Origin of the sequence: Actinomadura sp. (assembly GCF_044508335.1) — a bacterium.
Lineage (GTDB): Bacteria > Actinomycetota > Actinomycetes > Streptosporangiales > Streptosporangiaceae > Spirillospora.
This window is the reverse complement of sequence record NZ_JBIQHY010000034.1, coordinates 52,601-59,675: the sequence shown is the minus strand read 5'-3', so window position 1 is coordinate 59,675 and position 7,075 is coordinate 52,601. Positions and strand designations below refer to the sequence as shown.

At 71.3% G+C, this 7,075-nt stretch carries 6 protein-coding genes; 5 read left to right on the top strand and 1 reads right to left on the bottom strand.

Annotated elements, in window-relative coordinates; translation table 11 throughout:
- Positions 1-126 precede the first annotated feature (126 nt).
- The gene (locus ACIWVC_RS14870; RefSeq protein WP_396447751.1) at positions 127-1,236 is read left to right on the top strand and encodes an NAD(P)H-dependent flavin oxidoreductase; all 1,110 of its coding nucleotides are present in this window, start codon (positions 127-129) and stop codon (positions 1,234-1,236) included.
- A gap of 121 nt (positions 1,237-1,357) precedes the next feature.
- Here the strand turns inward: ACIWVC_RS14870 and ACIWVC_RS14865 are convergent, their stop codons facing one another.
- The gene (locus ACIWVC_RS14865) at positions 1,358-2,170 is read right to left on the bottom strand and encodes a crotonase/enoyl-CoA hydratase family protein (protein WP_396447752.1); all 813 of its coding nucleotides are present in this window, start codon (positions 2,168-2,170) and stop codon (positions 1,358-1,360) included.
- 154 nt (positions 2,171-2,324) lie between these two features.
- Here ACIWVC_RS14865 and ACIWVC_RS14860 point away from each other — a divergent pair, with 154 nt between their 5' ends.
- Genes ACIWVC_RS14860 through ACIWVC_RS14845 form a run of 4 tightly spaced genes read left to right on the top strand, consistent with a single transcriptional unit; the run spans position 2,325 to position 7,050 of the window.
- Positions 2,325-3,929: an acyl-CoA synthetase gene (locus tag ACIWVC_RS14860; protein WP_396447753.1), complete on the top strand. Its 1,605-nt coding sequence runs from the start codon at positions 2,325-2,327 to the stop codon at positions 3,927-3,929.
- Entirely contained in the window at positions 3,919-4,851 is a 933-nt protein-coding gene (locus ACIWVC_RS14855) for a Zn-ribbon domain-containing OB-fold protein (RefSeq protein ID WP_396454237.1), read from the top strand. Before ACIWVC_RS14860 ends, ACIWVC_RS14855 begins: the two co-directional genes overlap by 11 nt.
- Positions 4,851-5,900, top strand: coding sequence for a thiolase domain-containing protein (locus ACIWVC_RS14850; RefSeq protein WP_396447756.1), 1,050 nt, complete (start codon positions 4,851-4,853; stop codon positions 5,898-5,900). The genes ACIWVC_RS14855 and ACIWVC_RS14850 overlap by 1 nt, the downstream gene beginning before the upstream one ends.
- Positions 5,893-7,050, top strand: coding sequence for a thiolase domain-containing protein (locus ACIWVC_RS14845; protein ID WP_396447757.1), 1,158 nt, complete (start codon positions 5,893-5,895; stop codon positions 7,048-7,050). Before ACIWVC_RS14850 ends, ACIWVC_RS14845 begins: the two co-directional genes overlap by 8 nt.
- Positions 7,051-7,075 lie beyond the last annotated feature (25 nt).

Below are 7,075 nucleotides of genomic sequence, written 5' to 3'. Positions count from 1 at the left end.
CCCGCACGGCGTATCGCTGATACGCGTTCTAGTCCGGCGCGATGGTGATCCCTTGTATCGGGCTGTGCCGAGTTTGGTAAGTAGAACCTGTTGCAGTTTTGTGGATGCGCGCTTAGGGTCGAAGCTGTGCGGACACGAGTCACCGAACTATTCGGCATCGAGTACCCGATCTTTGCGTTCAGTCACTGCCGCGACGTCGTCGCGGCGGTGAGCCGCGCCGGCGGCATGGGCGTCCTCGGCGCCCTGCACTTCACCCCCGAGGAGCTCGAACTCGAGCTCAAGTGGCTCGACGAGAACGTCGGCGGCAAGCCCTACGGCGTGGACGTCGTCATGCCCGCCAAGTACGAGGGCGCCGACGTGGGCGACGCCGAGGAGCTGCTCGGCAAGCTGCAGGGCATGATCCCGGCCGAGCACAAGAAGTTCCTGGAGGACCTGCTCGCCGAGCACGGCGTCGACCCGCCGTCCGAGAAGGCCGGCAAGGCGCTGCTCGGCTGGACGGACGTGACCGCGCGGCCGCAGGTCGAGGTGGCGCTCAAGCACCCGATCGCGCTGCTCGCGAACGCGCTCGGCCCGCCCCCGGCGGACGTCGTCGAGCAGGCGCACCGGCACGGCGTGAAGGTCGCGGGTCTGGCCTCCAACGCCCGGCACGCCCGCAAGCAGGTCGAGGTGGGCGTCGACATCATCGTCGCGCAGGGCACCGAGGCCGGCGGCCACACCGGCGACGTGGCGACGATGGTGCTGATCCCCGAGGTGGTCGACGCGGTCGGCGAGGACACCATCGTGCTGGCCGCGGGCGGCATCGGCCGGGGCCGCCAGATGGCCGCGGGCATGGCCCTCGGCGCCGACGGCGTGTGGACGGGCTCGATCTGGCTGACCGTCGACGAGGCCGACACCCCCGAGCGCGCCCTGCCGAAGCTGCTCAACGCCACGTCCCGGGACACCGTCCGGTCCCGCGCGTGGACGGGCAAGCCCGCCCGCTTCCTGAAGACGGCGTGGACGGAGGCGTGGGAGAGCGAGAAGTCGCCCGGCTACCTGCCGATGCCCATGCAGTTCATGCTGATCGCGGACGCCCTGCCGCGCATCCAGCGGTCCGGCGACGGCGAGCTGGTCACCTTCCCGGTCGGCCAGATCGTCGGCTCGATGAACCAGATCAAGCCGGCCGCCCAGGTCGTCTACGACCTCATCGACGAGTACGTCGAGGCCGTCGAGCGCCTCAACACGATCACCGACGCCTGAGCCCCCTCGATGAGAGGCCCCGGCCGCGCCCTCCCCTCAGGCGCGGCCGGGGCCTCACCAGGTACCGCGCGCGATGCCGGCGACCGGCCGGCGCATGCCGCCCCGGCCGGACACGAAGGCCCTACTTGCCGTGGTAGACGGCGGGGCGCTTCTCCCGGAAGGCGCGGGAGCCCTCCTTGGCGTCCTCGGAGCCGATGACCGGCCAGCCGATCTCGTCGGAGATCTTGAGGGCCTCCTCCTCCGGGAGGTGGGCGGTCTCGCGGTAGGTGCGCAGGATGCCCTGGACGGCGAGGGGGCCGCACTCGGCGATCTGGGCGGCGAGCTCGCGGGCCGCGGCGAGGGCCTGCCCGGACGGGACGATCTTGTTGATCAGGCCCATGGCGAGGGCCTCCTGCGGGGTCACCGAGCGGGCGGTGAGCAGGATGTCCATCGCGTTGGCGTAGCCGATCTGGCGGGGGAGGCGGATCGCGGAGCCGCCCATCGGGAACAGGCCGCGCTTCGCCTCGTACAGGCCGAGCGTCGCGTCCTCGGCGACGACGCGCAGGTCGGTGCCGACGAGGAGTTCGGTGCCGCCGGCGACCGCGTAGCCCTCGATGGCGCAGATGAGCGGCTTGGTCGGCTGGCCCTCGCGCAGCAGGCCCTTCCAGTGGAAGTTCGGAATCTGCGCCATGCGCTCCCGCACGCGGGGGTCCGACGGCTGCTGCCCCATGGCCTTCAGGTCGGCGCCGGCGCAGAACGTCCCCTCGGCCCCGGTGAGGATGCCGACCCGGACCTCCGGCGTGTCCGACATGTAGGCCCAGGCGTCGGCGAGGCCGACCAGCATCGACGAGCTGAGCGCGTTGCGCGCCTCGGGCCGGTTCATCGTGACGATGACGACGTGGCCGTCCCGCTCGACGATGCAGTGCTCGGTGCTGATCGGCAGCCGTTCCGCCATGGTTCCTCCAGCTCAGATGTCAAACGAGAACAGATTCTAGTTAAGCAGCTGCCCGACCGGTAGGGGTTGAACTGCAAAACGAGAACGTGATCTACTTTGGCTGCCGGGCACCGTGGTGTGTCGGCGCTCACATGTGGTCACGTAGGGAGATCCGATGGGGTCATTGGGCTTCTGGCGGCTGGCGCAGGCGGATCCCGGGTGGGTCGCCGCCGTCGATCCGGACGGGACGGAGTACTCCGCGGGCGATCTGCTGGCCCGCTCGAACCGGCTCGTGCACGGGCTGCGCGCGCTGGGGCTGGAGAAGGGCGACGGCATCTGCGGGCTCGTCCCGAACGGCGTGGACGGCCTCGTCCTGTACCTGGCGGCGCTCCAGGCCGGCTGGTACTACACGCCGATCAACTGGCACCTGACCGGGCCGGAGATCGGCTACATCGTCTCCGACAGCGAGGCCAAGGCGTTCTTCGTCCACGAGCGGTACGCCCGGGAGGGCGTGCGCGCGGGTGAGGAGATCGAGGCCCGCCGGCGGTTCGCGTTCGGCGACGTCGAGGGCTTCCGCCCGTACGCCGAACTCGTCGACGGGCAGCCCGACACGCTGCCGGACGGCCGCACCAACGGCGCCACGATGCACTACACGTCCGGGACGACGGGGCGGCCGAAGGGCGTCAAGCGGGCGCTGCTCGGCATCGACCCCGACGACAGCGCCGAGCTGATGACGTTCCTGCTCGCCCTGTTCGGCATCCCGCCGGGCCTCCCCGCCGGAGGCGAGCACCAGGCCCATCTGATCACCTCGCCGAACTACCACACGGCCGTCACCCAGTTCGGCGGCACCGCCCTGCAGATGGGCCACACGCTCGTCTACATGGACAAGTGGGACGCCGAGGACACCCTCAGAGTGATCCAAGAGCACCGCGTGAGCAACACCCACATGGTCCCGACGCACTTCAAGCGGCTGCTGGCGCTGCCCGAGGACGTCCGGTCCCGGTACGACGTGTCGAGCATGAAGTGGGCGATCCACGCGGCGGCGCCGTGCCCGGTGCCGATCAAGCAGCAGATGCTCGACTGGTGGGGCGACTGCATCTGGGAGTACTACGCGGCGACCGAGGGCGGCGGGACGATCGCGAGCCCGGAGGACTGGCGCGCCCACCCCGGCACGGTCGGCAAGGCGTGGCCGATCAGCGAGCTGCTCATCGTGGACGACGACGGCAACCCGGTCCCGGCCGGGACGCACGGCACGATCTACATGAAGATGGCCGGCGTCGAGTTCGAGTACAAGGGCGACCGGGAGAAGACGGAGAAGAACCGCCTCCGCAAAGACCCGGGGGATGCGGGGGGCCGGCCCCCCTCGATAGGCGGGGACTACTTCACCGTCGGCGACATCGGCTACCTCACCGAGGACGGCTTCCTGTTCCTGTCCGACCGCAAGGCCGACATGATCATCTCGGGCGGCGCGAACATCTACCCGGCCGAGATCGAGAACGAGATCATCCTGCATCCGAAGGTCGCCGACGTCGCGGTGTTCGGCATCCCGGACGAGGAGTGGGGCGAGCAGATCAAGGCCGTGGTCGAGCCGGCCGAGGGCGTCGAGCCCGGCGACGGGCTCGCCGCCGAGATCCTCGCCTCCCTGGAGGGGCGGCTCGCGAAGATGAAGTGGCCGAAGTCCATCGACTTCATCGAGACGATGCCGCGCGAGCCCAACGGCAAGCTCCTCAAGCGCAAGCTGCGGGACCCGTACTGGAAGGACCGCGACAGTGCCATCTGACGCCCCGAACCACGTCGTCGCGTTCCCCGGCGGCTACACCCGCTCGGTCGGCCCGGTCATCGGCCGGTTCCTCAGCGAGCTGCGCGACGGCCGGATGGTCGGCGTCCGGACGGCGGCCGGCAGGGTGCTCGTCCCGCCGCAGGAGTGCGACCCGGAGACCGGCGAGGACGTCACGGACGAGTTCGTCGAGGTCGGGCCCGCCGGCACCGTCACGACCTGGTCGTGGGTGCCGCGCCCTGCGAAGGGGCACCCGTTCGACCGGCCGTTCGCGTGGGCGCTGGTCCGCCCGGACGGCGCCGACACCGCGCTGCTGCACGCCCTCGACCTCGGCGTCTTCGACGCCGGCGCCGCGCCGCCGAGGTTCCTGAAGACCGGGATGCGGGTGCGGCCGAAGTACCGCGCGGAGCGCACCGGGACGATCACCGACATCGAGTGCTTCCTGCCCGAGGTCACGATGATCAACTCGCCGGCGGCGCTGGAGTACCGGCTCAAGGGCGGCCGGGCGCTCGGCCGGTTCCTGGAGGGGATCTCCGAGGGCCGGATCATCGGGCACCGCTGCCCGGTGTGCGAGAAGGTCATCGTGCCGATGAAGGGGTTCTGCCCGCGCGACGGCGTGCCCACGTCGGAGGAGGTGGAGCTGCCCGACACCGGCACCCTCACCACCTTCGCGGTCAACAACATCCCCGACCCGCGCGCGCCCGAGGTGCCGTTTGTGTCCGGCTACGTCCTGCTGGACGGCGCCGGGCTGACGATGCTGACGCTGATCGCGGGCGTCCCGGCCGACCAGGTGCGGATGGGCATGCGGGTGAAGGCGGCGTGGCGGCCCCGCGAGGAGTGGGACCGGTCGATGGCCAACATCAAGTGGTTCGAGCCGATCGACGAGCCCGACGTCCCCTTCGAAGAGATCAAGGACTTCATGTGATGCGTGATGTCGCAGTCGTCGCGTTCGCACAGACCCGGCACAGCGCGGAGGACCAGGGGATCGCGGAGACCGAGCTGGTCCTGCCGGTGATCAACGAGATCAAGGAGCGGACCGGGCTGTCCCGCTTCGGCTTCACCTGCTCGGGCTCCTGCGACTACCTGCAGGGCGCGCCGTTCGCGTTCGTGTCCGCGCTCGACACGCTGGGCGCGTGGCCGCCGATCTCCGAGAGCCACGTCGAGATGGACGGCGCGTGGGCGCTGTACGAGGCGTGGGTGAAGCTGCAGCTCGGCCAGATCGACACCGCGCTGGTGTACGGGTTCGGCAAGTCGTCCCAGGGCGACCTCCGCGCGATCATGACTCAGCAGCTCGACCCGTACCACCTGGCGCCGCTCGGCGTCGACCAGGTGTCGATGGCCGCCATGCAGGCCCGCGCCTACATGGAGAAGTCGGGCGTGAAGGAGGACGACCTGCGGGCCGTCGCCGCGCGGTCCCGGGCGGCCGGCCGGGAGAACCCGTTCGCGCTGCACCTGCCCGACCCGGAGGGCTCCGCCGATGAGCAGGACTACGACGCGGCGCCGCTGCACCGCTACGACGTCGCGCCCGTCACCGACGGCGCGGCGGCGATCGTCCTCGCCGCCGGCGACCGGGCGCGGGAGCTGTGCGAGCGGCCCGCGTGGATCACCGGCATCGACCACCGCACCGAGCCGCACGCGCTCGGCGTCCGCGACCTGACCCGCTCCGAGGCCGCCCGCATCGCGGGGGAGAAGGCCGGCGCGGCGGGGGTCGAGGTCGCCGAGCTGCACGCGCAGTTCAGCCACGAGGAGCTGATCCTGCGCGAGGCGCTCGGCCTGGACGAGGGCGTGGCCGTCAACCCGTCGGGCGGGGCGCTGTCGGCGAACCCGGTGATGGCGGCGGGCCTCATCCGGATCGGCGAGGCCGCGTCCCGCATCCACGACGGGACGGCGTCCCGGGCGCTCGGGCACGCCGCGTCCGGCCCCTGCCTCCAGCAGAACCTCGTCTGCGTCATGTCGGGAGAGAACGATGGCTAACCGCTGCGCGATCATCGGCGTCGGGCAGACCGAGTACCGGACCAGGCGGCTGGACGTGTCGATGGCGGGCCTGCTCCGCCAGGCGGCCCGGCGCGCCCTGGAGGACGCCGGGCTGACCTGGAAGGACATCGACGCCGTCGTGGTCGGCAAGGCGCCCGACCTGTTCGAGGGCGTCGTGATGCCGGAGCTGTTCCTCGCCGACGCGCTCGGCGCGACCGGCAAGCCGCTGCTGCGGGTGCACACGGCCGGCTCGGTCGGCGGGTCCACGGCGATCGTGGCGGCGAACCTGATCCAGTCGGGCGTGCACGAGCGGGTCCTCACGATCGCGTGGGAGAAGCAGTCGGAGTCGAACGCGACGTGGGCGCTGACGGTGAACGGGCCGTTCACGACGTCGCTGGTCGTCGGGGCCGGCGGCTACTTCGCGCCGCACATCCGCGCCTACATGGCGCGGGCCGGCGCGCCCGGCCACATCGGGACGCTGGTCGCGGTCAAGGACCGGCAGAACGCGCTGCGGAACCCGTACGCGCACCTGAAGATCCCCGGCATCTCCCGCGAGATGGTCGAGTCGACGCCGATGCTGTGGGAGCCGATCCGCTACCTGGAGACGTGCCCGTCATCGGACGGCGCGTGCGCGATGGTGCTGGCGTCGGAGGACGCGGCGAAGCAGGCTCCGAACCCGCCCGCCTGGGTGCACGGCACGGCGATGCGCTCGGAGCCGATGCAGTTCGCCGGCCGCGACAGCGTCAGCCCGCAGGGCGGCAAGGACGCGGCGGCCGACGTGTACCGGCAGGCGGGCATCAGCGACCCGCGCGGCGAGCTCGACTGCGCCGAGGTGTACGTCCCGTTCTCCTGGTACGAGCCGATGTGGCTGGAGAACCTCGGGTTCTGCGGCGACGGCGAGGGCTGGAAGCTCACCGAGGCGGGCGCGACGGCGTTCGACGGCGACATCCCGTGGAACCCGTCCGGCGGAGTCCTGTCGTCCAACCCGATCGGCGCGTCCGGGATGATCCGGTTCGCGGAGGCCGCGCTGCAGGTGCGCGGGATGGCCGGCGAGCACCAGGTGGACGGCGCGCGCCGCGCGCTCGGCCACGCCTACGGCGGCGGCGCCCAGTTCTTCGCGATGTGGATCGTCGGCAGCGACAAACCGTGATTCTCTCAAGCAAAGGCGCGAACAC